The 25,403-nt window shown below is 62.9% G+C and carries 27 protein-coding genes and 1 tRNA gene; 18 read left to right on the forward strand and 10 right to left on the reverse strand.

Translation table 11 applies throughout. The features are described from left to right. The first annotated feature begins 78 nt into the window (after positions 1 to 78). From MJ8_RS16160 to MJ8_RS16200, 9 genes are all read left to right on the forward strand, one after another. Positions 79 to 348, forward strand: coding sequence for a hypothetical protein (locus MJ8_RS16160; RefSeq protein ID WP_201409891.1), 270 nt, complete (start codon positions 79 to 81; stop codon positions 346 to 348). Positions 349 to 633: 285 nt separating this feature from the next. Beyond that, positions 634 to 1,884 carry an N-acetylmuramoyl-L-alanine amidase gene (locus MJ8_RS16165; protein ID WP_201409892.1) on the forward strand — a complete coding sequence of 417 codons (1,251 nt, stop codon included), beginning with the start codon at positions 634 to 636 and terminating at the stop codon, positions 1,882 to 1,884. Between the two features lie 231 nt (positions 1,885 to 2,115). Next, on the forward strand, positions 2,116 to 4,572 hold the full coding sequence (locus tag MJ8_RS16170; protein WP_201409893.1) for a penicillin-binding protein 1A: 2,457 nt from the start codon (positions 2,116 to 2,118) through the stop codon (positions 4,570 to 4,572). Positions 4,573 to 4,752: 180 nt separating this feature from the next. Beyond that, a protein-coding gene (prfB, locus tag MJ8_RS16175) for a peptide chain release factor 2 (RefSeq protein ID WP_112130042.1) occupies positions 4,753 to 5,884 on the forward strand; the annotation gives its coding sequence in 2 pieces (ribosomal slippage) (positions 4,753 to 4,818 and positions 4,820 to 5,884; 1,131 coding nt in all). Positions 5,885 to 5,911: 27 nt separating this feature from the next. After that, positions 5,912 to 6,316: a GFA family protein gene (locus MJ8_RS16180; protein WP_201409894.1), complete on the forward strand. Its 405-nt coding sequence runs from the start codon at positions 5,912 to 5,914 to the stop codon at positions 6,314 to 6,316. Between the two features lie 298 nt (positions 6,317 to 6,614). Beyond that, a complete protein-coding gene (locus MJ8_RS16185) occupies positions 6,615 to 6,992 on the forward strand; it encodes a hypothetical protein (RefSeq protein ID WP_201409895.1) in 378 nt (125 codons plus the stop codon). Positions 6,993 to 7,198: 206 nt separating this feature from the next. Continuing rightward, entirely contained in the window at positions 7,199 to 7,567 is a 369-nt protein-coding gene (locus MJ8_RS16190; RefSeq protein WP_071036034.1) for a GFA family protein, read from the forward strand. A gap of 136 nt (positions 7,568 to 7,703) precedes the next feature. Further along, positions 7,704 to 8,354 carry an OmpA family protein gene (locus MJ8_RS16195; protein WP_112129995.1) on the forward strand — a complete coding sequence of 217 codons (651 nt, stop codon included), beginning with the start codon at positions 7,704 to 7,706 and terminating at the stop codon, positions 8,352 to 8,354. Positions 8,355 to 8,603: 249 nt separating this feature from the next. Continuing rightward, positions 8,604 to 9,212: a hypothetical protein gene (locus MJ8_RS16200; protein WP_201409896.1), complete on the forward strand. Its 609-nt coding sequence runs from the start codon at positions 8,604 to 8,606 to the stop codon at positions 9,210 to 9,212. An 81-nt stretch (positions 9,213 to 9,293) separates the two neighbouring features. Here MJ8_RS16200 and MJ8_RS16205 read toward each other — a convergent pair whose 3' ends face one another. The 7 genes from MJ8_RS16205 to MJ8_RS16235 all read right to left on the reverse strand — a co-directional run bounded on the left by MJ8_RS16205 (position 9,294) and on the right by MJ8_RS16235 (position 16,767). Then, positions 9,294 to 10,844: a DEAD/DEAH box helicase gene (locus MJ8_RS16205; protein WP_201409897.1), complete on the reverse strand. Its 1,551-nt coding sequence runs from the start codon at positions 10,842 to 10,844 to the stop codon at positions 9,294 to 9,296. A 192-nt stretch (positions 10,845 to 11,036) separates the two neighbouring features. Continuing rightward, a complete protein-coding gene (locus MJ8_RS16210) occupies positions 11,037 to 11,810 on the reverse strand; it encodes an NAD kinase (RefSeq protein WP_040983094.1) in 774 nt (257 codons plus the stop codon). Between the two features lie 412 nt (positions 11,811 to 12,222). Then, positions 12,223 to 12,981 carry an MBL fold metallo-hydrolase gene (locus tag MJ8_RS16215; RefSeq protein WP_201409898.1) on the reverse strand — a complete coding sequence of 253 codons (759 nt, stop codon included), beginning with the start codon at positions 12,979 to 12,981 and terminating at the stop codon, positions 12,223 to 12,225. Between the two features lie 3 nt (positions 12,982 to 12,984). Continuing rightward, the gene (locus MJ8_RS16220) at positions 12,985 to 14,049 is read right to left on the reverse strand and encodes an ABC transporter ATP-binding protein (RefSeq protein ID WP_201409899.1); all 1,065 of its coding nucleotides are present in this window, start codon (positions 14,047 to 14,049) and stop codon (positions 12,985 to 12,987) included. After that, complete coding sequence (locus MJ8_RS16225; RefSeq protein WP_201415458.1) at positions 14,046 to 14,828, reverse strand: ABC transporter permease; 783 nt, start codon at positions 14,826 to 14,828, stop codon at positions 14,046 to 14,048. Before MJ8_RS16225 ends, MJ8_RS16220 begins: the two co-directional genes overlap by 4 nt. Positions 14,829 to 14,830: 2 nt before the next feature. After that, positions 14,831 to 15,676 (reverse strand): ABC transporter permease, encoded by an 846-nt coding sequence (locus tag MJ8_RS16230; RefSeq protein WP_201409900.1) that lies wholly within the window; start codon positions 15,674 to 15,676, stop codon positions 14,831 to 14,833. 8 nt (positions 15,677 to 15,684) lie between these two features. Next, complete coding sequence (locus tag MJ8_RS16235) at positions 15,685 to 16,767, reverse strand: spermidine/putrescine ABC transporter substrate-binding protein (RefSeq protein ID WP_201409901.1); 1,083 nt, start codon at positions 16,765 to 16,767, stop codon at positions 15,685 to 15,687. Positions 16,768 to 16,860: 93 nt separating this feature from the next. Between MJ8_RS16235 and MJ8_RS16240 the strand changes: the two genes are divergently transcribed. Both MJ8_RS16240 and MJ8_RS16245 read left to right on the forward strand, forming a co-directional pair. Continuing rightward, a complete protein-coding gene (locus tag MJ8_RS16240; protein ID WP_201409902.1) occupies positions 16,861 to 17,475 on the forward strand; it encodes a TetR/AcrR family transcriptional regulator in 615 nt (204 codons plus the stop codon). A 127-nt stretch (positions 17,476 to 17,602) separates the two neighbouring features. Further along, complete coding sequence (locus MJ8_RS16245) at positions 17,603 to 18,175, forward strand: DUF2569 family protein (protein WP_201409903.1); 573 nt, start codon at positions 17,603 to 17,605, stop codon at positions 18,173 to 18,175. 111 nt (positions 18,176 to 18,286) lie between these two features. Here MJ8_RS16245 and MJ8_RS16250 read toward each other — a convergent pair. Further along, positions 18,287 to 18,362, reverse strand: a tRNA-Thr gene (locus MJ8_RS16250). Between the two features lie 151 nt (positions 18,363 to 18,513). Between MJ8_RS16250 and MJ8_RS16255 the strand changes: the two genes are divergently transcribed. The 3 genes from MJ8_RS16255 to MJ8_RS16265 all read left to right on the forward strand — a co-directional run bounded on the left by MJ8_RS16255 (position 18,514) and on the right by MJ8_RS16265 (position 19,570). Then, positions 18,514 to 18,681: a hypothetical protein gene (locus MJ8_RS16255; RefSeq protein WP_140698760.1), complete on the forward strand. Its 168-nt coding sequence runs from the start codon at positions 18,514 to 18,516 to the stop codon at positions 18,679 to 18,681. Positions 18,682 to 18,848: 167 nt separating this feature from the next. After that, positions 18,849 to 19,058 carry a hypothetical protein gene (locus MJ8_RS16260; protein WP_201409904.1) on the forward strand — a complete coding sequence of 70 codons (210 nt, stop codon included), beginning with the start codon at positions 18,849 to 18,851 and terminating at the stop codon, positions 19,056 to 19,058. A 152-nt stretch (positions 19,059 to 19,210) separates the two neighbouring features. Further along, complete coding sequence (locus MJ8_RS16265) at positions 19,211 to 19,570, forward strand: BA14K family protein (protein WP_225247947.1); 360 nt, start codon at positions 19,211 to 19,213, stop codon at positions 19,568 to 19,570. A 122-nt stretch (positions 19,571 to 19,692) separates the two neighbouring features. On the opposite strand, the gene MJ8_RS16270 is transcribed toward MJ8_RS16265, so the two are convergent. After that, on the reverse strand, positions 19,693 to 20,064 hold the full coding sequence (locus tag MJ8_RS16270; RefSeq protein WP_225247948.1) for a hypothetical protein: 372 nt from the start codon (positions 20,062 to 20,064) through the stop codon (positions 19,693 to 19,695). 206 nt (positions 20,065 to 20,270) lie between these two features. On the opposite strand from MJ8_RS16270, the gene MJ8_RS16275 reads away from it, so the two are divergent. Next, positions 20,271 to 20,630, forward strand: coding sequence for a hypothetical protein (locus MJ8_RS16275; RefSeq protein WP_201409906.1), 360 nt, complete (start codon positions 20,271 to 20,273; stop codon positions 20,628 to 20,630). On the opposite strand, the gene bhcR is transcribed toward MJ8_RS16275, so the two are convergent. Next, complete coding sequence (bhcR, locus tag MJ8_RS16280; RefSeq protein ID WP_041006435.1) at positions 20,631 to 21,452, reverse strand: HTH-type transcriptional regulator BhcR; 822 nt, start codon at positions 21,450 to 21,452, stop codon at positions 20,631 to 20,633. Positions 21,453 to 21,655: 203 nt separating this feature from the next. On the opposite strand from bhcR, the gene gcl reads away from it, so the two are divergent. The 3 genes from gcl (at position 21,656) to MJ8_RS16295 (ending at position 25,286) form a co-directional block, all read left to right on the forward strand. Further along, a complete protein-coding gene (gcl, locus tag MJ8_RS16285; RefSeq protein WP_201409907.1) occupies positions 21,656 to 23,437 on the forward strand; it encodes a glyoxylate carboligase in 1,782 nt (593 codons plus the stop codon). A 26-nt stretch (positions 23,438 to 23,463) separates the two neighbouring features. Then, complete coding sequence (gene otnI / locus MJ8_RS16290) at positions 23,464 to 24,249, forward strand: 2-oxo-tetronate isomerase (RefSeq protein WP_201409908.1); 786 nt, start codon at positions 23,464 to 23,466, stop codon at positions 24,247 to 24,249. 119 nt (positions 24,250 to 24,368) lie between these two features. After that, complete coding sequence (locus MJ8_RS16295) at positions 24,369 to 25,286, forward strand: 2-hydroxy-3-oxopropionate reductase (protein WP_201409909.1); 918 nt, start codon at positions 24,369 to 24,371, stop codon at positions 25,284 to 25,286. Positions 25,287 to 25,403: the final 117 nt, after the last annotated feature.

A 25,403-nucleotide genomic window follows, 5' to 3' on the forward strand; every position in this document is an offset into this window, starting at 1 on the left:
CCGGCAGCCGACGGCCGCAGCTGGCGTGGCAATGCCCGCCGCTGTGCGCCTGTATCTGTGTGCATGCCGGATAATTGAATGTCCGCTAGCCGCCGCTTCAGCGCGATGGCGGTGCCGCCCGCAGCCACTATGGCGCGGTTCGATGCGGACCTTTCCATGATTGCGCTTGAAGCCATCGGCACCCAGCAGAACCTTTTTGAACCAAAGCCCGGGCTGAGCCGGACCAGCTTGTTTGCTCACGAAGAGCCGGCGCGGGGCAACCCGGCCGTTTTCCTCACGCAAGCGATTCCCCCGCCACGGGAGCACGCCTGCGAAAATCGTCGCGACCACCTGAGCCTGGAAGGGTAGCGGAGCCGCCTTTGCATCCGACCTTTGGCAGGAAACTGCTGAGGCGAGCGGTTCCAGGATTGCAGTGATCCAACGTCGCTTTTATGATTTGGCGGGATGGAAGGCAACCCCGATTTCGGATGCCGGCAAAAAGCGCTTCCGCAAGGGAAGATGCCTTTCGTTGCGCCTCATGAAAGGCTTGGTTAACCTTCTCTGAATACCAATCGTTAATCGAATTGCTGGCCTGACAGGCACTCTGCAGAAAGGCCGGGCGCAATGCGCCAAACCGGGAGCGACGGGTAAGAGATGGGATCGGCGGGTGCCGCAGACAAGAAGGGTAGGGCCGCCGGGCATTTCCCGCGCCTGGCCTGGGCCGCCTTGCTGCTGACCTTTCTGTCCTGTTTCGCCGCCGCGCACGCCGATACTTTGCTTGGCGCGACCGGCTACAAGATGGCCGGCGACGCCACCAAGATGCGCATCGTGGTGAATTTCGACCGCGAGCCGGACGTCAAATGGTTCCTGCTGCGCGGCCCCAACCGCCTGGTCATCGATCTGCCGCGCACACGATTCGCCTTTGACGCCAAGGATGTGAAGCCGCGCGGCCTCGTGCGGGCTGTCCGCTATGGCGATCAGGGGCACGGCTCGCGCCTGATCCTCACCGGCAAGGGACCTTTCGCCGTCGACAAGCTCGACGTGCTCAAAAATGATGATGGCGGCTACCGCGTCGCCATTGACATGTCGGCGGCTTCCGAGCGGGAATTCGACGAGGCCCTCGCCAACCAGTCGCTGACGACGGGTTCGACCGTTTCGACCGAAAAGGGCGAGCGGGTCGGCACCGGACCGATCTCGGCGCCCGGCCATCGCTTCACGGTGGTGATCGACCCGGGCCATGGCGGCGTCGATGGCGGAGCAGAAAGTTCCGCCGGCACGGTCGAAAAGGACGTCACGCTCGCCTTTGCCAAGGAACTGCGCGACAGGCTGGCCGCGGTCGGCAAATACGATGTCTATATGACGCGCGACAACGATGTCTATCTGGCGCTGGACGAGCGCGTGCGCATCGCGCGCCAGCATGAGGCCGATCTCCTGATCTCCATCCATGCCGATACGATCGCCGTCAAAGGTCTGCGCGGCGCCACGGTCTACACGCTCTCGGACAAGGCGTCTGACCCAGAGGCCCAGGCGCTCGCCGATCGCGAGAACCTCTCCGACCAGTTCGCCGGGATGAAGATCGAGGACGACAACAAGGAAGTCACCGACATCCTGATCGACCTGATCCGCCGCGAAACCCACAGTTTCTCGATGAGCTTCGCCCATACGCTCGTCGGTCAATTGTCGACCAGCGTCGGCCTCATCAACAATCCGCAGCGTTCGGCCGGCTTCAGGGTGCTCAAGGCTCCTGATGTCCCATCTGTGCTGGTCGAACTCGGCTATCTTTCCAACGTCAAGGACGAGGCGCAACTGCTCAACGCCGACTGGCGCGGCAAGGCGGCGCAGAGCATAACCAACGCGGTCGCCCTGTTTGCCGCGGCCAAGGCCGGAACAGCCACGGGCGGCTGACCCCGCCGCACCAACTCGCAACCGCCGGACGCATGCAACCACAAGCAGCGTTGCATGAGGACAACACCCGGCGTTATTATTCGGCAACCGAGTCCTCAAATGTCGCGCTGCCGTATTTTGTCCACATGGTCGCGACATGGGTTTTTTGATTGCGGATTGGGACCGCCCCGGGAAGCTTGCGCGACTGTCGGCTTCGTTTAGGAAATTCCCGAATCTCGGACTGGAGCGGGCATGATTCGTCTCATCGGCTATTTCTTCGGCATCGGCACGACGCTGGCGCTGCTGGTGGCGGCCGGCCTTGCCATCTATATCAGCCATCTGACGAAGGACCTGCCCGACTACGAGGTTCTGGCAAAATACGAACCGCCGGTGACGACGCGAATTCACGCCTCCGACGGTTCGCTGATGGCCGAATATGCGCGCGAACGGCGCCTCTATCTGCCGATCCAGGCCATTCCGGACCGCGTCAAGGCCGCCTTCATGTCGGCCGAGGACAAGAATTTCTACAACCATCCCGGCATCGACATCACCGGCCTCGGCCGCGCCATCATCGTCAACTTGCAGAATTTCGGATCCGGCAGGCGGCAGGTCGGCGCCTCGACGATCACCCAGCAGGTGGCGAAGAACTTCCTGCTCACCTCCGACCAGACCTATGAGCGCAAGATCAAGGAGATGATCCTGGCCTTCCGCATCGAGCAGGCCTATTCGAAGGACCGCATCCTCGAGCTATATCTCAACGAAATCTTCTTCGGCTTCGGCGCCTACGGCGTCGCGGGCGCGGCGCTCACCTATTTCGACAAGTCGGTCAACGAACTGACTGTCGCGGAAGCAGCCTATCTCGCCTCGCTGCCGAAAGGCCCGAACAACTATCACCCCTTCAAGCACGCCGACCGCGCGCTCGAGCGCCGCAACTGGGTCATCGACCAGATGGTCGAGAACGGCTACGTCACCCGCGAGGAGGGCAACAAGGCCAAGGCCGAACCGCTCGGCGTGACGCCGCGCCGCAACGGCTCCTATCTCTTTGCCGGCGAGTACTTCACCGAGGAGGTCCGCCGCCAGATCATCTCCCGCTACGGCGAGAACGCGCTATACGAGGGCGGCCTGTCGGTGCGCACCACGCTCGACCCGAAGATTCAGCTCATCGCGCGCAAGGCGATGCAGAACGGCCTGCTCAAATACGACATGCTGCGCGGCTATCGCGGTCCGGTGACCCATATCGATGTGTCGGGCGACTGGGGCGTGCCGCTCGGCAACGTCAAGGGCCTCGAGGACGTGCCGGAGTGGACGCTCGCCGTCGTTCTCGACAGCTCGGCGACCGGCCTCACCATCGGCATCCAGCCGGCGCGGCAGGTTTCCGGCGATCTGGTCAAGGAGCGCGTCCAGGGCACCGTCAGCAAGGAAGACATGGGCTTCGCCATGCGTCACTTCGTCAACGGCAAGTCCGTCAGGGCGAAGTCACCGGCGGAGGTGCTGGAGCCCGGCGACGTGATCTTCGTGCAGAAGAACGAAGGCTCCGACAACAGCTACATGCTGCGTCAGGTGCCGGAGGTGGAGGGCGGCCTCGTCGCCATGGATCCGCATACGGGCCGCGTGCTGGCCATGGTCGGCGGCTTCTCCTACGCGCAGTCCGAGTTCAACCGCGCCACGCAGGCGATGCGCCAGCCCGGCTCCTCGTTCAAGCCGATCGTCTATTCGGCGGCGCTCGACAATGGCTACACCCCGGCCTCCGTCATCATGGACGGTCCGATCACCATCCAGAGCGGCAACACCACCTGGACGCCGAAGAACTATGACGGCACGGTCGCCGGCCCGGCCACCCTGCGCTCCGGCATCGAGAAGTCGCGCAACCTGATGACCGTGCGGCTCGCCAACGACATGGGCATGAAGCTGGTCGTGGAATATGCCGAGCGCTTCGGCGTCTACGACCATCTGGCGCCGTATCTGCCGATGGCGCTGGGTTCCGGCGAGACGACCGTCATGCGCATGGTGTCGGCCTATTCGATCATGGCCAATGGCGGCAAATCGATCAAACCATCGCTCATCGATCGCATCCAGGACCGCTACGGCAAGACGGTGTTCAAGCAGGACGAGCGCGGCTGCGAAGGCTGCAACGCCACCGAATGGAAGAACCAGCCGGAGCCGGAGCTGGTCGACAATTCCGAGCAGGTGCTCGACCCGATGACCGCGTACCAGATCACCTCGATGATGGAAGGCGTGGTGCAACGCGGCACCGGCGCCACCATCGGCGAGCTTGGCCGCCACATCGCCGGCAAGACCGGCACGACCAATGACGAGAAGGATGCCTGGTTCATCGGCTACACGCCCAACCTCGTCGTCGGCCTTTATATGGGCTTCGACACGCCGAAAGGCCTCGGCAAGGGCGCGACCGGCGGCGGCTTGGCGGCGCCGATCTTCAAGGATTTCATGCGCGTGGCGCTCGACGGCAAGCCGAATACCGACTTCCAGGTTCCGGACGGCATGAAGCTGATCGCCATCAACCGAAAGACCGGCATGCGCGCTGCCGAAGGCGATCCCAACACCATCGTCGAGGCATTCAAGCCCGGCACCGGCCCGGCCGACAGCTACTGGGTGATCGGCATGGGCGCCGACGGCTCCAACGGTTCCGGCGCGGGATTGTCGCCGCAGGCCAACCAGGCCATCCAGGACGGCGGCGGCGGTCTCTACTGACCTCCTGAATTCCAGAGTGGGCCGGCGTCTTATTCCGGACCGTGACCTTTTCCGAAAACCGGATTCCACTTTTAGGGTAACGGTTGAGCCGGCCCATTTCGCTTTACAGGCGGCGATGCCGTGCCTATGTATCGCGCCTATTCCGAAAAGACCGAAAAGAACAGGACCGAACGAAAAACCATGCGCGCGGAAACGCAGAACATCGTCGACGAGATCAGGCAGGCGATAACCCTGCTGAGGAGGCATCTTTGACTGGGATCAGGCTGTAAAGCGGCTTGAATACCTGAATTCGCGTGCCGAGGATTCCAGCCTCTGGAATGACCCGATCGAAGCGCAGAAGCTGATGCGCGAGCGCCAGGAGCTCGAGGACGGGATCGCCGCCGTCAAGGGGCTGACCCAGGCGCTGGAAGACAATATCGGCCTGATCGAGCTCGGCGAGGAAGAGGGCGACGACGGCATCATCGCGGAGGCCGAGGCAGCGCTGCGCTCGATGCAGGGCGAGGCCAAGGCACGCCAGGTCGAGACGCTGCTATCCGGCGAAGCCGACGCCAACGACACCTATCTCGAAATCCATGCCGGCGCCGGCGGCACCGAAAGCCAGGACTGGGCCTCGATGCTGCTGCGCATGTATACGCGCTGGGCCGAGCGCCGCCGTTTCAAGGTCGAGGTGCTGGAGGTCCATGACGGCGAAGAAGCGGGCATCAAGTCCGCAACCGTGCTGATCAAGGGCCACAACGCCTATGGCTGGCTGAAGACGGAATCAGGCGTCCACCGCCTGGTGCGCATATCGCCCTACGACAGCAACGCCCGGCGCCACACCTCGTTTGCCAGCGTATGGGTCTATCCGGTCATCGACGACTCGATCGAGATCAACGTTTCCGAATCCGACGTGCGCATCGACACATATCGTTCCTCGGGTTCGGGCGGACAGCACGTCAACACGACCGACTCCGCCGTGCGCATCACCCATTTGGCGACCGGCATCGCGGTCGCCTGCCAGGCCGAGCGCTCGCAGCACAAGAACCGCGCCAAGGCCTGGGAAATGTTGCGCTCGCGGCTCTACGAGGAAGAGCTGAAGAAGCGAGAGGCGGTCGCCAATGCCACGGAGGCATCGAAGAGCGACATCGGCTGGGGCCACCAGATCCGCTCCTACGTGCTGCAGCCGTATCAGCTCGTGAAGGACCTGCGCACGGGCGTCGAAAGCACCTCGCCGTCGAGCGTGCTCGATGGCGACCTCGACGAGTTCATGGAAGCCTCGCTCTCGCATCGCATCGAGGGTGGCGCGGGCGAAGCGGTGGCGGACCTGGATTAGGAGACCAGGCGCCGCATAGAGGAACCGGTGACACGCAAACTTACCGGAAAATGCTTCTGCGGCGCCGTCCACTATGAGGTGGCGGACGAATTCGTCTACGCCGCCAACTGCCATTGCTCGAACTGCCGGCGTACGACGGGGTCTGCGTTCAAGCCCTTCGCCGGCATCGAGCGCGGCAAGTTCCGTCTCACCGCCGGCGACGACAGGCTGCTGATCTTCGGCGACGAGAGCGGCCATGACGCGCATTGCGGCCGGTGCGGCTCGCTCCTCTATTCGTTGGTCCGCGATGGCGCCTATGTCCATGTCGCCATGGGGACACTGATGGACGATCCTGGCATTCGCCCGAGCGCACATATCTTCGTCGGTTCGAAGGCGCCGTGGTTCACGATTACAGACGATCTGCCGCAATATCGTGAACATGCCGCCGGCTGAACGCTGGAACCTCCATTAGCGGAACTTCGTTCTTAGGCACCCTGGGCGCAGGCCGTCGTCTGGTTCTTGCCAGGCCAGGTCTGCGCATCTTTTCCGTCGCCGAAGCCTGCAGCCGGCGCGCCGCGAGGACGCGCCCACTTGTTGCGCTGGCTATGGAATCAGCTCAGCATCCGAGCTGTGGGATAGAAGCATTTATGGCCGGACGCGGCATAAACTGCGACTGACGATCCGGCCACTGGGAAGACACGTTCTGGGAACGGGCAAGCGAAAACGCTTGATGCTCGAAAGGAACGTTTCGATGTCTGCTGCCATATCAAGATCGGCCCAAGCCGTTCGACCGGCTGGCCGACTTTTGTTCACCCTCTTCGCTGTCGGAGCCATCGCGGCGCTGGCGCCGCCGGCCATCGCGCACGACGCCCAGCCCACGGCGGCAATGCCGCAAGGCTGGAAATATCCCTTCGCCTGCTGCGCCAACTTCGACTGCAAGGAGGTGCCGCAGTCGTCCATCAGCGAGCGGCCCGAAGGCTATGTCATAAAGGGCACGGGCGAGGTGGTGGCCTATAGCGACAAGCGGATCAAGAATTCGCCCGACGGCGAATACCACTGGTGCGCGCATCAGGCCGGGCTCGACGCCGGCAAGACCATCTGCCTGTTCGTGCCGCCGCCTTCCTACTAGGGCTGTGAACTGCCGAGGAAGGCCAGCGCCAGGCGCAGGCCTGGTCCATGGCAGGAGAAACGTTGCCTACCCCTGCTGACAGACAGTTGTCAGCAGGGCCTCTTTATGTTGCCTTGCCATGAAGCAGTTCCAGGAAAAATGCGAAGCGGTTTTCCGTTCGGAATTGCGTGCGATATGGGCGAGGCGGACAACGGAGAGGTGGGTTCATGACCATCAAAGGCAGCTGCCACTGCAAGGCGACAACCTTCGAGGTTGCCGAGGCACCGCAAACGGTGACGCAATGCACATGCTCATTCTGCTCGAAGCGCGGGTCGCTGTGGGCCTATTATGTGCCGTCGCAATTCAAGCTCACGAGCCCGCCGGAGAACGTCTCCTTCTATCGCTGGGGCTCGAAGACGGTGAAGCATGGTTTCTGCGCCATTTGCGGTTGCGGCACCTTCACCGAAACGCCTGACTGGTCCACCGGGAAGCCGGATTTCGACAATCCGAAGATCAGCGTCAATTCCCGCCTGTTCGATGATTTCGACCTGGACAAGGTCGAGGTTGTGGTCATCGACGGCAAGAATTTGTGGTAGAGGCGAAGCGGGAACGGCCGCCGGGCTTTGCGGCCGCATTCCCGTTCCGTTTTTCGCCGCATTTCATGCTACAAGGCTGCGGAAGGGCTGATTTGGCGTGGCCGCAAGGGCCGCGAATTGGAGAGGGACCAATCTTATGAAGAAGACCGTGCTCGTCGTCGTGGCGACGGCTGTGCTGGTGAGCGCCTGCACCACCACCGATCCGTATACCGGCGACCAGAAGATTTCCAACACGGCGGCCGGTGCCGGCCTTGGCGCTCTGGCGGGCGCCAGCCTTGGTCTGCTCGCCGGCGGCAATGACCGCCGCAACGCCCTGATCGGCGCCGGCATCGGCGCGCTCGCCGGCGGCGCGATCGGCGCGACCATGGACCAGAACGAAGCCGAGCTTCGCCGCCAGCTGCAGGGCACCGGCGTCAGCGTCACCCGCAGCGGCGACCAGATCATCCTCAACATGCCGTCCGACATCACTTTCAATGTCGACCAGGACGCGGTGAAGCCGGGCTTCTATCCGGTGCTGAATTCGGTGGCGCTGGTGCTGAAGAAGTTCCGCCAGACCACGGTGGACGTGTTCGGTCACACCGATTCGACCGGCAGCGACCAGCACAATTTCGATCTGTCGCAGCGGCGCGCGCTTGCGGTCGCCAACTATCTTGCGGGCCAGGGCGTCGATCAACGCCGCTTCGCCGTCACCGGCTTCGGCAAGACGCGCCCGATCGCATCCAACGCCACGGCCCAGGGCCGCGAGCAGAACCGGCGCGTCGAGATCCAGCTGTCGCCGCTCACCTGAGCCACACCGCGCAAGCAGCGAAGCGCCACCAAACCAAAACGGCCCCTCGGGGCCGTTTTTTGTTGGCTCGATCCAAGGATGGATCGAAGGTCTTAGGACATTAGCTCGTTCTAAATTGATACTTTTCAAATCCGGGGAAAGGACTACCATCCTGCTGTTCCAGAGGGGATGGGGTGGTCAACGGCCGCGCAATAAGCATCTGCCGCCCCGGTCTTGCACGGCCAGATCAAGGGAATCTGGGAGGAATGCATGACAAGAACAGCTCGCCTCGGGCGCTGCGGCGTCCTCGTTTTGACTGGCCTTTTGGGCGCATGGCTCGGAGCCGCCACGGCTCGGGCAGAGGACGCCAACAAGGCCGATATCGAAGCCCTGAAGAAATCCCTGACCAAATATGAAGACTACACCGCTGCGGTCCGCGATCTCTATTTGTCGACCGTCGGCTGCGTCCACTACGCTGGCGAGAAGATAGCCGGCGCGATGTACTATCCGAAGGGCGCCATGGGCATCCATTTCGTCAATGTGCCGAGCGTCGGCAAGCCGCTCGACCCGATGAAGCCCAATGTCCTGATCTACGAGCCAACCAAGAAAGGCCTGAAACTGGTCGGCGTGGAATGGCTGGTGCCGCTGACGCCCGACACCAAGGAGGTGCCGACGCTGTTCGGTCAGAAATTCATGGGGCCGATGGAAGGGCACTATCCGCTCATTCCGAGGGAATTCGTCCACTACGACCTGCATGCCTGGCTGTTCAGGGACAATCCGAACGGCATGTTCAGCCCGACCAACCCGAAGGTGACGTGCAACAAGGCCGATTTCCCGATGCTGGAGAAGCCGACCAAGATGGTGCCTGGGCCGATGTAGGGCAGGGCGCACCAGGCAATGCAAAAACAAAACGGCCCCGAGCGGGGCCGTTTTCCGTGTCTGCTTCTGCCGGTCTGGAACTCAGACTTTCGCGACGATCCGCATGAAGGCCGGCACGTCGTCGCCGAAGCCGACGGTCGCGTCGTCTTCCTCGCGATGGCGACCGGGGCGGTCGCGCTGCGGGCGGGCATCGCCGCGCTGGTCGTTACGGTTGCCCGACCCCTTACGTTCGTTCTCGGAACGGATCGCATCCTTGCGGGCGCGGCGTTCGGCGATGTCGGCCACTTCGGCGACAGGCTGCTCGTCGCGCGCGGCTTCGGGCGCCTCGTCGCGCTTGGCGTGACGGTCCTTCTTGCGCTCGCCGCGTTCCTTGCGATCGTCCTTGCGATCCTCGTCCTTGCGGCCGGCCCGGCGCGGCGCGCCGCGGCCACGGCGCGGCGCATCCTCGCCCTCGCTCTCGGTCACGGTCGAGAGGTCGCCGTCATGCCATTCGATCCTGGTGCCGATCAGCCTCTCGATGGCGTCGACATATTTGCTGTCGGCGCGCGTGGCGATGGTGAAGGACTTGCCGGCGCGTCCGGCGCGGCCGGTGCGGCCGATGCGGTGGACATAATCCTCGGCGTGGATCGGCACGTCGTAGTTGAAGACGTGGCTGACATCGGGAATGTCGAGGCCGCGCGCCGCGACGTCCGAGGCGACGAGGTAGCGCAATTTGCCGTCGCGGAAATTGTTCAGCATCTGCATGCGCGCGCGCTGGTCCATGTCGCCATGCAGTGCGCCGGCATCGAAATCATGCTTGAGCAGCGAGCGGAACAGCTCCGACACTTCGACCTTGCGGTTGCAGAAGATGATGGCGTTCTTCAGGTCGGCGTCTTCGGCCTTGATCAGATTGCGCAGCGTCTCGCGCTTCTCCCACGGCTTCGTGCCGGATTTCACCAGGCGCTGCGTGATGCTGGTCGCGGTGGACGCAGCCTTCGAGACTTCGACGCGCACCGGCGCGTGCAGGAATTTCTCGGTGAGCTTGGTGATCTCCGGTGGCATCGTCGCCGAGAAGAACAGCGTCTGGCGCGTGAACGGGATCATCTCGCAGATGCGCTCGATGTCGGGGATGAAGCCCATGTCGAGCATGCGGTCGGCCTCGTCGATGACGAGGATCTCGACGCCGTTGAGCAGGAGCTTGCCGCGCTCGCGGTGATCGAGCAGGCGGCCGGGCGTCGCGATCAGCACGTCGGCGCCGCGCTCGAGCTTCTTGTCCTGTTCGTCGAAGGAGACGCCGCCGATCAGAAGCGCGATGTTGAGCTTGTGGTTCTTGCCGTATTTGATGAAGTTTTCCTCGACCTGCGCGGCAAGCTCGCGCGTCGGCTCGAGGATAAGCGTGCGCGGCATGCGGGCTCGCGCCCGGCCCTTTTCCAGCCGCGTCAGCATCGGCAGCACAAAGGAGGCGGTCTTGCCGGTGCCGGTCTGGGCGATGCCCAGCACGTCCTTGCCGAGCAGCGCATGCGGGATGGCGCCGGCCTGGATCGGAGTCGGCTTGGCATAGCCGGCATCTGAGACTGCGGAGAGGACCTTCGGCGAGAGGCCAAGGTCTGAGAATGTCAACGCTTCTTGAGCGGTCTGGGTGTCTGAGGACAAGAGGTGGCTGTCTTTGGCTGGTTCGGGAAAAATCGCAACACGAGTTGCGGCAGGCGCCGCGCGCCTGCAAGATCGCGTTTGCAGTTAGGCGCAAGTCCGCGATTTGTCAACAGAAACAGCCGGAAATCCCGGTGATTGTGAAGACGTAACCTTAATCGCGATGCTTAATCGAAACAATCTCGTTGCGCCGGCTCAGTAGCGGAACTGCTCGGCAAGGATACGTTCGTTCCAGGAATGGTTCGGGTCGAACAGCAAAGTAGCCGTCGCGGTCGGCGATTCCCGCACGGTGACGGAGGCCACCGCCTTGACCTCGGTATGATCGGCGGCGGCATTCACCGGGCGCTTTTCGGCTTCCAGGATGTCGAAGCGCACCGTCGCCTTGTTGGAGAGCAGCGCGCCGCGCCACCGGCGCGGCCGGAACGGGCTAACCGGAGTCAGCGCCAGCAGCGGTGCGTCGAGCGGCAGGATCGGCCCATGCGCCGACAGGTTGTAGGCGGTGGAGCCGGCGGGCGTCGCGATCATCACGCCGTCGCAGTTCAGCTCCTCCAGCCGCACCTGACCGTCGACGGTGATGCGGATCTTCGCGGTCTGGTAGGACTGGCGCCACAGCGCCACTTCGTTGATGGCCGGCGCCGAAACGGATTCGCCGTCATGCGTTACGGCGACCATTTCCAGTGGCCTGATCGTCTCGGAGACCGCGTTGGCGATGCGCTCCTCTAGCCCGCCGGCGCGATATTCGTTCATCAGGAAGCCGATGGTGCCACGGTTCATGCCGTAGACCTTCTTGCCCGTGCTCATCGTCTCGCGCAGCGTCTGCAGAAGAAAACCGTCGCCGCCGAGCGCGATGATGATCTCGGCCTCCGCGACAGGCACCTGCCCATAGCGCGCCGACAGGCTTTCCCGCGCCGCGCGGGCGTCGTCGGTGTCGGACGAGACGAAGGCGAAACGGCTGGCGGCTTTGCTCATGGCTCCCGGAGGGCGACCGTCTGCGGGGCCGCGCCGGCGACGGCGTAGCATGCGTCGCCCATATCTGTGAAGGGCGCGCAGCGCCGACCGGCGGGTCACGGGCAATCGCGCTTCGTGACAGGCGCGACATGAATGTGATGGCCGCAATGGTTAAGAGGAGGCTTAAACACTCGTAAAGCCGGATCGATCATGTTAGCCGACAGTGGATGGGTTAGCGGGGGCTGGCCAGTCGAGAGACCTGTCTATTGCCGGTAACGCGTCTGATCATAGTCTTCCTGATGATGGGAAGTTTCGCGCTGATGTTCGCCGAACTCGTGCGTCATTCGGAAGAGATGAGCCAGCGGCCGCAGCCGACGGCTTCCCGCTGTGGCGACGCCACGGGAACGCCCTGTCCGCAAAGGGCGCTTTAGGCTCAGGCACCTTGCAGGTGACAGCCGGCCCGGCGTTTGCCCGCGACATATTCGTCGATGAGTTGCCGGTAGCGCACCTTGCCGAAACTCGGAAAATGACCGCCATGCACGACCGAGACGTCGAATTTACGCATGGCAAGCAGCGTCCCGACATAATCCTCGATATTTGAGTGGTAGACGTCGTCGATCAGCGGCCCGTCATAGACGATGTCGCCCGACAGCAGGATGCCGGTCTTCTTCTCGTAAAGCGCGATGCCGCCCGGCGAGTGACCGGGCGTGTGGACGACCTCGAAGGCGCGGTCGCCGAGATCGATCACATCGCCATGATCGAGCAGCCGGCCGGCCGGCGCGGGCAGGATGCGGTAGCTGGCCGCATCCCAGCCATTGGGCGCGCCGTCGAACATCTCCTCATTGGCGTAACGGTCCGCGACCGTCCATTCGTTGCGCGGATCGGCCAGAATTGCCGCTTCGGCGGAGTGCACGCAGCGGTCGGGGAATTCGTGGTGGCAGCCGATATGGTCGAAATGCGTATGGCTGGCAACGCAGGTCAGCTTGCGCTCGCTCACCAGCGGCACGTGCCGCTTCAGGCTAAAATGGCCGAGGCCGGTGTCGAACAGAAGGTCGCGGTCGCGTCCGCGCACATGCCAGATGTTGCAGCGGAAGAACGGCTTTATCCACGGCTCGTGGATGAGCGTGATGTCGTCGCCCATGCGGATGGTTTCGTACCAGTCCGGAGCCTCGATGACCGGAAGCAGGCCCATGGATCAGTCCGCCAGCAGGATAATGTCTCGAGCGTTGCATGAAACCGGGATCGTGTCGCCTGCCTGAACGGTGGCGGAAGCCGGAGCCTTGGCGATGAATTGCAGCGCGGAATCGACAATTGAAGTCGCCAGCACGCGCTTGAAACTGCCCTGGAAGACGACATCGCCGACCTCGGCCATGCCCAGCGCGACGTCGCCTTTGGCCTCGCCGAGGACCAGGTGCTCGGGTCGGATCGCGAGCGCGAGCGTGGCGCCCGCGGGCGACGCGCCAGGCAGTGAAATCGACCCAACCGGAGTGGAGGCCGTGACGATCCCGTTCTTCGTCTCGGTCACGGTGCCGGCAAGGATCGTGCTTTCGCCCATGAAGGTCGCGGAAAAGCGCGTCGCCGGCCGCGCATAGACGCGCTCGGGCGGGCCTTCGTCCTCGATGCGGCCATCATTCATCACCACGCAATGGTCGGCCAGGGCCATCGCTTCTTCCTGGTCGTGCGTGACATGGATGAAGGCGGTGCCGACGCGCTTCTGGATCGCCTTCAGTTCATCCTGCATCTGCCGGCGCAACTTGAGATCGAGCGCGCCGAGCGGCTCGTCGAGCAACAGCACCGCCGGCTCGATGACCAGAGCGCGGGCCAGCGCCACACGCTGGCGCTGGCCGCCGGAGAGCTGATGCGGCTTCTTGTCGAAGGCGGCCGCCAGCCCTACGAGAGCCAGCGCATCGCGCGCCTTGGCGGCTCGTGTGGTGCCGTCGACGCCTTGCATGCGCAGCCCGAAGCCGACATTGCCGCCGACGCTCATATGCGGAAACAGCGCATAGTCCTGGAACACTGTGGTCGTCGGGCGCTTGGCCGGCGGCACGGCGGTGCAATCCTGGCCGCGGATGAAGACCTTGCCTTCGCTGGGCGTGACGAAGCCCCCAAGGATCGAAAGCAGTGTCGTCTTGCCGGAGCCCGAAGGCCCGAGCAGGATCGTGTAGCTGCCGGGCTCGATCGTGAGCGAGACATCTTTCAGCACCGCAAGCTGGCCGAAGCGATGCGAGACGTTGCGAATGTCGACGAGGGGCGCGCTCATGCCGGCTTTCTCCGCAACAGCGTCAATTCGAAAAACACCACCAGGACGATGGAGACGGCAAAGACCAGCGAGCCGACGGCATTGGTCTTGGGGTTGAGACCCGAGCGCAAGAGGTTCCAGATCTCCACGGGCAGCGTCGTCTCGAAGCGGGTGAGCAGGAAGGAGATTACGAACTCGTCCCATGAGAACGTCATCGATAGGAAGAAGCCGGCAAAGATCGCCGGCGCCATCACCGGCACGGTGATCATCAAGAGCACCTTCCATTCGGCGGCGCCGAGGTCGCGCGCGGCGCGCTCGATGTTGATCTGGTGATCGCCCATCTGGCTGTAGATGATCGCAAAGCAGAGCGGCAGGTTGATCACGACGTGGCCGATGCCGGCGGCCAGAAGCGATTTCGGCACGCCGGCCCAGTTGAACAGCACCAGCAATCCCATGCCGATGATGAGGTAACTGACGGTGAGCGGCAGCGTGATCAGTCCACGCAGCAAGGCGGAACCCGGCAGCACGAAGCGCGCGAACCCCCAGGCGGACAGGAAACCCAGCGTGACCGAAGCGAGCGAGGAGGCCACCGCCACCAGCAGCGAATTGACCAGCGCCGAGGTGAGCCGTGCATCCGATAGCACCGCCTGGTACCAGCGCAGCGACGGGCCGGTGAAGGGCGGAATCGGGAAGGAGGTCGCCTGCAACGAAAACAGCACCAGCACGACGACGGGCAGGAAGATGAAGCCGTAGATGGCGACGGCGTAGACCCAGGCGGCGAGGCGGACGGCGGCGCGCATGGTCATGCCCGCTCGATCTTCAGCCAGCGGGCACAGGCGAGATAAGCGATGGTGACGACGGCCATCAGGATGATCGACAGCGCCGAGGCCAGCGGAAAATCGCCGCGGCGGCCGATCTGCATCATGACGAGCTGAGGCATGACCAGCTCGTTGTTGCCGCCGAGGATCTGCGGCGTGATGTAGTCGCCGATGCAGAGCACGAAAGTGAGGAAGGCGCCGACCATGATGCCGGGCAAGGTCAGCGGCAGCACGACATGCAGGAAGGTGCGCACCGGCCCGGCGCCGAGATCGGCGGCGGCCTTGCGGTAGCTCGGGCTGAGCTGCTTCAGATTGGCGAAGATCGTCAGCGTCAAAAGCATGACGAAGAAATGCACGAAGCCGGTGACGGTGGCTAGCCGAGTGTTGGCGAGCTGCAGCGGTTCGCCGATCAGGCCGATGCCGGTCAGCGCCCGGTTGATGACGCCGTTCTGCGCCAGCACCAGCAGCCAGGAATAGGAGCGCACGACATAGGACGTCCAGAACGGCAGCACGGCCAGCATCAGCGCCAGCCGCTGCCAGCGTTCCGGCACCATTTCGGCGAGAATCCAGGCGAACGGATAGGCGAGCAGGATCGAGATCACGGTGACGATCGCTGTGACTTCCACCGAGTTCACCATCGCACGCCAGTAGGACGGATCGGTGAAGAACTGGCTGTAATTGGCTAAAGTGAAGCCGCCGCCTTCATGCGCCGTGAGGCTGGAAAGCCCCATGGCGATGAAGGGCAGCACGAAGAAAGCACATGTCCATGCCAGCGCCGGCGTGACCAGCGCCCAGGGCAGGGCACGCGGATTGTTTCCCGCTGATGCCATCGGCCGATTTACTGCGCCTGCAGCATCTCGGTCCACATGTCCTGCATCTTCTTGTCGAGGTCGGCGTTCGGCGCCGGATAGGCCTGGGCGCGGGCAAGGAAGCCGGGCTGCTCGTCGAAGCGCAGGATCTTCTTCTGCTCGTCGGTCAGCGCCGCCTTGGTGTTGGACGGCATGCCCCAGTAGCAGGAGGAGGTCGCAAGCCGCGCTTGGCCTTCCGGGCTCAGGATGTATTGAATGAATTTCAGCGCCATGTCCTTGTTCTTGGAATCCTTGAACATGGCGAGCGACTGCGACCACAGCACCGCGCCCTCTTTGGGGATGGAGAAGTCGAGCGCCGGGTTTTCCTTGGCAAGGCCAGCCGTCACCCATTCGCCGCCGCCGACAAGGATATCCACCTCGCCGGTGGCGAGCGCCGTCTGGCTGGCCGTGACTTCGCCGACCAGCTTGGCGTTGGCCTTCATCTTGAGGAGCTCGGCCTTCAGCGCCGGCAGGTCAGCCTCGGTGAGGTCGGCGGTCTTCTTGCCGATGGCCAAAGCCGCCATGCCGATCACCGGCAGATAATAGTCGTAGATCGCGACCTTGCCCTTGTATTTGTCGCTGGTGAGTGAAGCCAGCGACTGCATGTCGGCCGGGTCGACCTTTGTCTTGTTGAAGCCGATCGTGTTGTAGCCGAACTTTTCGGTGATGCCGTAGCGCTTGCCGTCGACGATGGTCGACTTGTCCATCTTCACCTCGGGGAAAAGGTCGGCGAAGGGCAATTTGTCCTCGGGCAGCGGCTCGAACAGGCCTTTCTCGACGCCACGCGGCACGTCGATGCTGTCGATCACCATCACGTCCCAGTCGCCGGGCTGCGATTGCTCGACAATGGCGAGACCTGCGCCGGTGCCTTCGAATTCCTTGACGTTGACCTTGACGTTGTTGGCTTTCTCGAAAGGCTCGAGCAGCGCCGGATCGGAATGATCGCACCAGATCAGCGCGTTGAGATCGGCGGCCTCAGCGCCCCCGGCTGCGATAAGCAGCGCGGCTGTCGCACAAGCGGCCACGAGATGAGACTTCAGAGTGAAAAGCGGAGTCCGGGCATTGGCGGTCATCGAGTGTTCTCCCTGCCTTGCTGGCTTGTTGGAAGAAAAGTTGAACCAATTCTAAAATTGAGTCAATTATGATTTGATGGCAGAAAGGCCGATATGAGCGGATTGCGCGAACGGCAGAAGGCGGACCGGCACCGCCGCATCATCGATGCGGCCACCGCGCTGTTTCGCGAGGCCGGCTATGAAGGCGCCAAGATCGAGGCGATCGCGGCGCAGGCCGAGGTGTCGATCGGCACCATCTACAATTACTACCAGAACAAGGGCGACATCCTTGGCGCCATCGTGTCGATGGAAGTCAACGAGGTGCTGAATGCCGGGCGAGGGGTCGTCGCCAGCCCGCCTGCTAATGTCGGCGACGCGCTGGACACGCTGATCGGCATCTATATCGAGCACTCGCTGAATTATCTGAGCAAGGAAATGTGGCGCCAGGCGATGGCGATCTCGACGCAACTGCCCGACAGCCCCTTCGGCCAGGCCTACACCGCGCTCGACCGGGAACTGACCAAGCAGATCAGCGCGCTGATCGTCCGCTTGCAGGAACTCGGCCTGGTGCGCCCGGACATAGACGGGCCGGCGGTCGGCGAGCTGATCTTCAACAACATGAACATGATGTTCATCGAGTTCGTGAAGCGCGACGAGGCGAAGATACCGGAGCTAAGGGCAGCGATACGACGGCAGAACAGGGTGCTGGTGGTGGCGATTGGGGTGTGAGGATGTCAGCGGAAGACAAGAGGAGCAATCGCCTGAAGGATCAGCAAGACGGTCGCCTGCTTCCTGCCTCTTGAGTTGCGATTGAAATCTGATACAACTTTTAGGCGCATCAGAGAGGTGGGGACAAATGGGGTCGTTTTCTATCTGGCACTGGGCGATCGTGCTGCTGCTGATCGGCGTGCCTGTCTTTTTTGCCGTTCGCTCGGCGAGCAAGCCGTCGCAAAATCCGAGCGAGTTGGTTGGGTTCGGGGGGTGGCTGATGCTCCTGGCAATCGGGCAGGCTTTGTCGCCTTTTCGCACGCTGGCTGAGCTGTTCTCGTCGAGCGAGGGTTACAAGCAACTGATGCCGCTGCCCAACGGGCCGTTGGCCGTCTGTGGCGAGATTGTGCTGTTGCCGGTTTTTGCGGCGCTTCAGGTGGTCGTTCTTTTCGCGATGCTGCGGCGCAGCCCGCGTTTCAAGCGGCTGTTCCTTTATCAGTGGATTGCGATCCCCGCCGTGTTCATCCTCGACGCCATCTGGACTTCGACGGTCCTGGGCATTCCAATCGGCGAGATCCTTGCGGCAGATGCGCTGATCACGGTCATCGTATCCTTCGCACTAACCGGCATTTGGGTAGCCTATGTCTACAGATCTATCCGGGTGAGAAACACGTTCGACAAGGCCGCGGCAACTGCGGAGATTGCGACTGCCTTTCAGTGAGGAGCTCGGCTCGTCCCATGGGTGCCGGCGGTCTCCTTCGACAGGGCTTCGGGGGCACCTTGTCTAACGATCTTCGGGTGGTCCGCCGCCCGAAGCTCGAGGAGCGAAGGATGGTGCCCCCGGCAGGGATCGAACCCGCGACCTTCGGTTTACAAAACCGCTGCTCTACCAGCTGAGCTACAAGGGCACGGCGCTCCGGTAGCACATTTCGTGCGCCAGTAAAGACAAAACTCCGTTTTGAATTGCTAATGGGCGTCGTGATTTGGCAAGCATGCTGAAAAGCAGCGCGCCGCTTCCTACATCCCTATCGGGTGCAATTGCATCGAACGGGGTGCCGCATGATCAGATTCGTCATCATCCTGCCGCTCATCGTCGTGACCTGGCTTCTGCTGGTGAAGGTCATTAGCGACCTGAAGAAGGCCAATATCGACTGGACCGGCGTCGCCACCTTCGTCGGCTTCATCGTGCTAGCCTTCTGGCTGAGGCATGTCACGGGAATGGGATGAAAAAGAGTGAGTAGTGAGTAGGGCAGCGTGGCCGGGCTGAGCTGACTACAATCACTACTGAGTCACTAATCCCTACTCACTAAAAAGCTCGAACCTTTTGCCGCTTCGCCACGACTGATCTCCCGAGAGGCGAATGGTCGCCTCGATCAAGGATCCAGGAGATCATCATGTTGAAGCGTACCCTCACCTCAAGCCTCGTCGCCGTCTTCCTAGCCACCGGCGCGCTCGCCGCCACGGTCGAGACGTCCTCGGCTCACGGCAACCACCATCATCACCATCACAACCACCACAATCATCACGGCAAGCCCTGGTGGTGGTGGCACCACAATCATCATCACAAGCATCACCACCACGGCAAGGTGATCATCTTCCTCTGACGAGAAGACCATTTGTCTTCCAAGGGCGGCCCTCGGGCCGCCCTTTTGCGTTCCGGGCGACTGGTAGCCGGAAGCGGGAGAAAGGCCGGGAAAAATCGTCGGTGAAAAAATCTCAAGAAATCTTCGAACCTTTTCCCGGCCCGCGACGACCCATGATCAAGAGGCGGATGGTTCGCCTCTCCAACGAAACCCATGAGATCGTCATGTTCAAGCGCACCATCGTTTCCGGCCTCATCGCCACCACCGTCGCCGCCGGCTCGCTCGTCGGCACCGTCCAGCCTTCGGCCGCCCACGACCATCATCACCGCCGCGAGCTCGGCATCGGCATCGCCGCCGGCGTCGGCGGCTTCGTGCTCGGCAGCCTGCTCGCCCAGCAGCCCCGCACCGTCTATGTCGAGGACGACGGCTACGACTCGATCCACGTCCGCCGCTGCTATGCCCGCTACGCCAGCTACGACGAGCGCACCGACACCTATATGAGCTATGACGGCCCGCGCTATTGCAGGCTCTAGGAGCGAGCTGAATATACGACAGGAAAGAGGGGCTGCCACAGCCCCTTTCCTTGCGTTTGAATAACTACGCATCCGCCTGATCGGTTTGATTTCAAGCGGTCAAGGTGCCTGCCCGCGCCAGCTCAGGAATTGCGCTTCAACTCCGGCAACGCCAATCCCGCCGCCTTGCAGGCGCCGCTGACCGAAACGTCGTTTATCGCGACGAGCTCGAAGCTGTTGCCGGCATCGGGATAGATTTTGCCGATGAAAGGCTCGTTGCCGCCGGGAGAGCCCTTGTCGTCGACAGAGCCGCACACCACGACCTCGTTGCGGCCGTTCAAACTGCGCTCGCCGGCAAGCATCGTGCCGAACTTGGCGGCGATGGGATTCTTCAAATGCTGGCGCACACCGGCGGTGATGATCTCTTCCATGGCCAGCGAGATCGGAACGGGATCGACGATCGGGTTGCCGCTGGGACCAGCGACGGGCTCGACCGGCGCCGGCGCCGCTGCCACGCATCCGCAAAGGGAAACGGCGGACAGGAGGTAAATTGCTTTCCGCATCCTTGCCCTTTCGCATGCGTCCCGGCACCCCGGCAAGATGGTCAAGTCCAGCACCCGGCCGGGCACTGGCCGGCCTGCGCCTTGCCGGGCAACCAGCGATGTACAGCGATTTTGCAACCGTCTAGTCTGGCTTCGGCGCCAAACGAGGGGAGGGTGGCATGGACGAGCAGCATCCCAGGGAAGAACGGATAGAACCGGTTTTCCGCAATGGCACCATCACCATCGTCGGCATCCTGCTTGCGTTTTCGCTGGGTTTCATCACGCATTGGGCGGCCAACCCGATCCCGTGGCAGACCTACCATCTGATTGCCGTCCTGCCGATCCTGGTCGGTATTGCACTGCAGATCCGGGCGCTCGCCATTCTGCTCGACATCAAATCCCTGCAGCGAAGCATTCATGACCGCGCCAGCCGGATATTCATCGCCGGCCTTATCTTGGCGGCCTGTGGCGTCGGGCTGGCGATCCTGCTCGATTTCTTCGACATATCGGCAAAGAGCGCCTTGCCTGGCGCGTCTTAGTCAGTAGGCTTTCACGCCGCCGATCATCTTCGTCACCTCGACCGCGGCGTCGCGCACCAGCGGACCGATCTCGGCCAGCCGCTCGGGCGTGACCCGCACCGTCGGGCCGGACACCGAAACGCCGCCGATCGGCTCGCCATATTCGTTGAAGATGGCGGCGGCCACGCAGCGCATGCCGGGATGGCGTTCCTCATCGTCCACCGACCAGCCGCGATGTTTTATCGTCGCCAGGTCGTGGGCAAGGGCGGAAATGTCGGAAAGCGTCTTGTCTGTGTAGCGCTGCAGGCCTGCCTTGCGCAGGATCGCGGCGACCCGCTCCGGCTCGAGATGCGCGAGCACCGCCTTGCCGATGCCGGAAGCATGGAAGGGGCTGCGCGTGCCCGGCCGGAAGAAGGCGCGGATCGCCTGATGCGTCTCGACCTGGCTTACGAAGACGACGCAGTCGTCCTCGGCGACGCCGAGATTGGCCGTTTCGCCGGTCTTCTCCATCAATTCCTGCATGACGATGCGGGCGCGGTCGACCAGCTTGCGCCGGCGCAAGAATGCGGCGCCCATGCGGTAGGTCTCGACCCCGACCGACCAGAGCTGATCGGTCGTGTCGAACTCGACCATGCCGTGGTTTTCCAGCGTTGTCAGCATGCGATAGGCGGTGGAGGCGGCGATGCCGCTTTGGGCGGCGATCTCGCTGAGCGACAGGCCGCTCGCCTCGGCGACGATCGCCAGGATCCGCAGCGCCCGGTCGAGCGACTGCACCGACGCCGCTTCGGAAGGGCCGTTGAAGGCGCGCGGCCGGCCGCGCTGGCGTTTTTCCGTCGTTTCCATGACCACTATTGTCGCCGATATGATGCTGGATGCAATGAAAAAGTTTTTCAGTCACTGTCACGGTCGATTTTCTGGAAAACAAAAAGGGCAGTGAAATCAGATAATAACCGCCGTCTGCAAGAAATGAAAAAATATTCTGAAAAAATTGAAAAATCGAAAGCGCGCTGTCACTATCAAGCCAACCAACGAAATGGAGGCTTGTCATGGCCAGGATGCGCGCGGTCGACGCGGCGGTTCTCGTTCTCGAAAAGGAAGGCATCACCAATGCCTTCGGCGTGCCGGGCGCGGCGATCAATCCGCTCTATTCGGCGCTGAAGGCGCGCGGCACGATCCGCCACGTGCTGGCACGACATGTCGAGGGCGCCTCGCACATGGCCGAAGGCTATACGCGGGCCAAGGCCGGCAATATCGGGCTCTGCATCGGCACCTCCGGCCCCGCCGGCACCGACATGATCACCGGCCTCTATTCGGCCTCGGCGGACTCCATCCCGATCCTCTGCATCACCGGCCAGGCGCCGCGCGCCCGGCTGAACAAGGAGGACTTCCAGGCCGTCGACATCGCGTCGATCGCTTCGCCCGTCGCCAAATGGGCGGTCACCGTGATGGAGCCGTACCTGGTGCCGATGGCGCTGCAGAAGGCGTTTCACCTGATGCGCTCCTCGCGCCCAGGTCCGGTGCTGGTCGACCTGCCGCTCGACGTGCAGCTCGCCGAGATCGAGTTCGACATCGATGCCTATGAGTCGCTTGCCCCCTTCAAGCCGGCGATGACGCGCGCCCAGGCCGAGAAGGCGCTTTCGATGCTCAACGAGGCGGAAAAGCCGCTGATCGTCGCCGGCGGCGGCATCATCAATGCGGACGCTTCAGATTTGCTGATCGAATTCGCCGAAGTCACCGGCGTGCCGGTCATCCCGACGCTGATGGGCTGGGGTGCGATCCCCGACGACCACAGGCTGATGGCCGGCATGTGCGGCCTGCAGACCTCGCATCGCTACGGCAATGAGACGATGCTTGCCGCCGACTTCGTCTTCGGCATCGGCAACCGCTGGGCCAACCGCCACACCGGCTCGATCGATGTGTACACGAAGGGAAAGAAATTCATCCATGTCGACATCGAGCCCACCCAAATCGGCCGCGTCTTCGCGCCGGATCTCGGCCTCGTCTCGGATGCGGGCGCGGCGCTGAAGATCCTGCTCGACGTCGCCACCGAATGGCGCACTGCCGGCAAGCTGCGTGACTGGTCCGGCTGGGCCAAGGAATGCCAGCAGCGCAAGAAGACGATGAAGCGCAAGACGCATTTCGAGCAGGTGCCGCTCAAGCCGCAGCGCGTCTATGAGGAGATGAACAAGGCGTTTGGCCGCGACACCACCTATGTCACCACGATCGGCCTGTCGCAGATCGCCGGCGCGCAGTTCCTGCATGTCTACAAGCCGCGCAACTGGATCAATTGCGGCCAGGCAGGCCCGCTCGGCTGGACGCTGCCGGCCGCACTCGGCGTGCGCGCCGCGGATCCGGACCGGGATATCGTGGCACTCTCCGGCGACTATGATTTCCAGTTCATGATCGAGGAACTGGCGGTCGGTGCGCAGCACAAGCTGCCCTATATCCACGTCGTCGTGAACAACGCCTATCTCGGCCTGATCCGTCAGGCGCAGCGCGGTTTTTCGATGGACTACGAGGTGAGCCTCGCCTTCGAGAACGTCAACCGGAAAGGCGATCCGGAGGCGGGCTACGGCGTCGACCATGTCACGGTTGCCGAGGCGATGGGCTGCAAGGCGGTCCGCGTGAAAAAGCCCGAGGAATTCGCCGGCGCCTTCAAGGAGGCGCGGCGGCTGATGAAGGAACACCAGGTTCCGGTTGTGCTGGAATTCATCCTCGAGCGCGTCACCAACATTTCCATGGGCACGGAAATCGACAAGATCACCGAGTTCGAGGAACTTGCCGAACGCAACGAGGATGCGCCGACGGCCATCATGATGCTCGATTGAGGCTTGGCGGAGAGAAGGAGAAAAGAATGCCGCGTTTTTCAGCCAATCTGTCGATGCTCTTCGGCGAGCATGATTTCCTCGACCGCTTCGACGCCGCGGCCCGCGCAGGCTTCAAGGGTGTCGAATATATCGGCCCCTATGATTACGCGCCTGACGTCGTCGCCGCGCGATTGAAGAAGAACGGTCTGACACAGGTCCTCTTCAACCTGCCGGCCGGCGACTGGGCGAAGGGCGAGCGCGGCATTGCCGCGCTGCCCGACCGCGTGCCGGAATTCCGCCAGGGCGTCGCCAAGGCGATCACCTATGCCCATGCGCTGGGCTGCGAGCAGATCAACTGCCTGGCCGGCATCGCGCCGCAGGGCGCCGACCGCGCGGTGCTGGAGAATGTCTTTGCCGAAAACCTCGCCTTCGCGGCCGAGAAGCTGGAGCAGGCCGGCATCAGGCTGCTGATCGAGCCGATCAACACCCGCGACATCCCGGGCTTTTTCCTGAACTATTCTGACCAGGCGCTGGCGCTGATCGACCGCATCGGCTCGAAGAACCTGTTCCTGCAATACGACATCTATCACATGCAGATCATGGAGGGGGATCTCGCCCGCACCATCGAGGCGAACCTTCCCCGCATCGCGCATATCCAGCTTGCGGACAATCCCGGCCGTCACGAGCCGGGGACGGGCGAGATCAACTATCCCTTCCTCTACGACCACATCGACCGGCAGGGCTATTCCGGCTGGATTGGCGCCGAATATAAGCCGAAGGCCGGCACTGAAGCTGGGCTCGGCTGGTTCCGGCAATTCGCCGCGGCGGCTTAAGAGCGGCGGCGAAGCTGCGGCGGCGAAGCTGCCAATCTCCCCACCTGTGGGGAGGTGGCCGGCAGGCAAGAGTGGGGTGCGAAGGAACGCGACCTCGATAATTACGACGGAGAAGACCAATGGAAACCATCGGTTTCATCGGCCTCGGCATCATGGGCGCGCCGATGGCGGAGCATCTGCTCGATGCCGGCTACAAGGTCGTCGCCAGCGACCATCGCTCCAAGCCCCCGGCTGACCTCGTCGCCAAGGGGTTGAAGACCGTCACCGGCCACAATGCGGTGGCCAAGGCCGCCGATATCATCATCACCATGGTGCCCGACACGCCCCAGGTCGCCGACGTTCTCTTCGGCGAGAACAGCGTCGCTTCAGGTCTGTCGAAGGGCAAACTGGTCATCGACATGAGCTCGATCTCGCCGCTCGCCACCAAGGAGTTTGCCAACAAGATCAACGATCTCGGCTGCGATTATCTCGACGCCCCGGTCTCGGGCGGCGAGGTCGGCGCCAAGGCAGCGTCGCTCACCATCATGGTCGGCGGCGAGGAAAAGGCGTTCGAACGCGCCAAGCCGGTGTTCGAGAAGATGGGCAAGAACGTCACGCTGGTCGGCCCCAACGGCGTCGGCCAGACCACCAAGGTCGCGAACCAGATCGTCGTGGCGCTCACCATCGAAGCGGTCGGCGAAGCTCTGGTCTTCGCCTCGAAGGCCGGCGCCGATCCGGCCAAGGTCAGGCAGGCGCTGATGGGCGGGCTCGCCGCGTCGCGCATCCTCGAAGTGCATGGCGAGCGCATGATCAAGCGCACCTTCGCGCCCGGCTTCCGCATCGAGTTGCACCAAAAGGACCTCAATCTGGCGCTGGAAGGCGCCAAGGCGCTCGGCGTCTCGCTGCCCAACACCTCGACGACGCAGCAATTGTTCAATTCCTGTGCGGCCAATGGCGGCGCCAAGGAGGATCACTCGGCGCTGGTGAGAGCGCTCGAGCGGATGGCCGCGCATGAGGTCGGCGGGGAGGCGGCGCAAGCCAAAGGCAAGGCGGCTTAGAGCAACTCCAGGAAAAGTGTGAAACGGTTTTCCGTCCGGAGTTGCGTCAAACACTCAAGGTCAAGGGACGGCGGCTCAACGTTCCCACGCCGCCTGCTCTTTTCCTCTCAGAGAACG

The organism is Mesorhizobium sp. J8 (assembly GCF_016591715.1).
In the GTDB taxonomy this organism is placed as follows: Bacteria; Pseudomonadota; Alphaproteobacteria; order Rhizobiales; family Rhizobiaceae; genus Mesorhizobium.